This is a genomic window from Gillisia xinjiangensis, from assembly GCF_046298265.1.
Taxonomy (GTDB): Bacteria; Bacteroidota; Bacteroidia; order Flavobacteriales; family Flavobacteriaceae; genus Gillisia; species Gillisia xinjiangensis.
The window spans coordinates 1-595 of the sequence record NZ_JBKAHK010000077.1 but is presented as its reverse complement, the minus strand read 5'-3'; the positions used below and the strand labels follow the sequence as shown (position 1 = coordinate 595).

The window sequence follows — 595 nt, the reverse complement described above, 5'->3', positions numbered from 1 at the left end:
GCCCTTGTGCTGTACCAGGCGGTACTGCTGCAGGGCGATGGGCGGGATCACCCGCCATTCGAGGTCGCTCAGCAACAGGTGGCGGTGCTGCGGCGACTGCATGAAGATCGAGACCGTCTGGCCGAAGATCTGCGAGGCTCGCGCAAAGGCCATGCGCAGCAGCTGGTCGGAGCTCGGCCGCGCCTTGCTGCCTTCGGGCCGTCCCGCCGCTGCCGATTTCGCCTGCCCCCCAATTCGCCAGCCTCCATCCCGCATCTCGTCGGACAGCATGGCTTCGTTTTCGGCCGCGGTGGTGGGCCCAGAGGCCTTGGTCATGTCCAGTCTACCCTTTCCAGTACGAAATGACCGATACCAGCGGGTAATGCGGCGCGCCGCCAGGCTGTCCGCACCTGTAGGTCGCTGAAAACCTGTGGTTGTCGCTGAGCTTTTGTGCGCTGCGCCAGGAACGCCTCCTGTGTTCCGATGCGGCGCGACGGGCGCAGACCTCGCCGCCGGCGCGCAAAGCACGCCGCCGAAATGTCATTAACAGTTTGTTTTAGATGACGATTTGAGCGGATACCACGACACTGTTCCAGATCTACTGCCGTCCGGGATT

Annotated in this window: 2 protein-coding genes; both read right to left on the bottom strand. The window is 63.5% G+C overall.

Features of this window, described 5'->3' with window-relative positions; all coding sequences use genetic code 11:
• Positions 1-315: toxin-activating lysine-acyltransferase (locus ACKGJN_RS16565; RefSeq protein WP_409540673.1), on the bottom strand; the 315-nt coding region annotated here is incomplete at its 3' end.
• Positions 312-595, bottom strand: a 284-nt coding sequence (locus tag ACKGJN_RS16560; RefSeq protein WP_409540672.1) for a hypothetical protein, incomplete at its 5' end; no start/stop codon positions are given. The genes ACKGJN_RS16565 and ACKGJN_RS16560, both read right to left, overlap by 4 nt.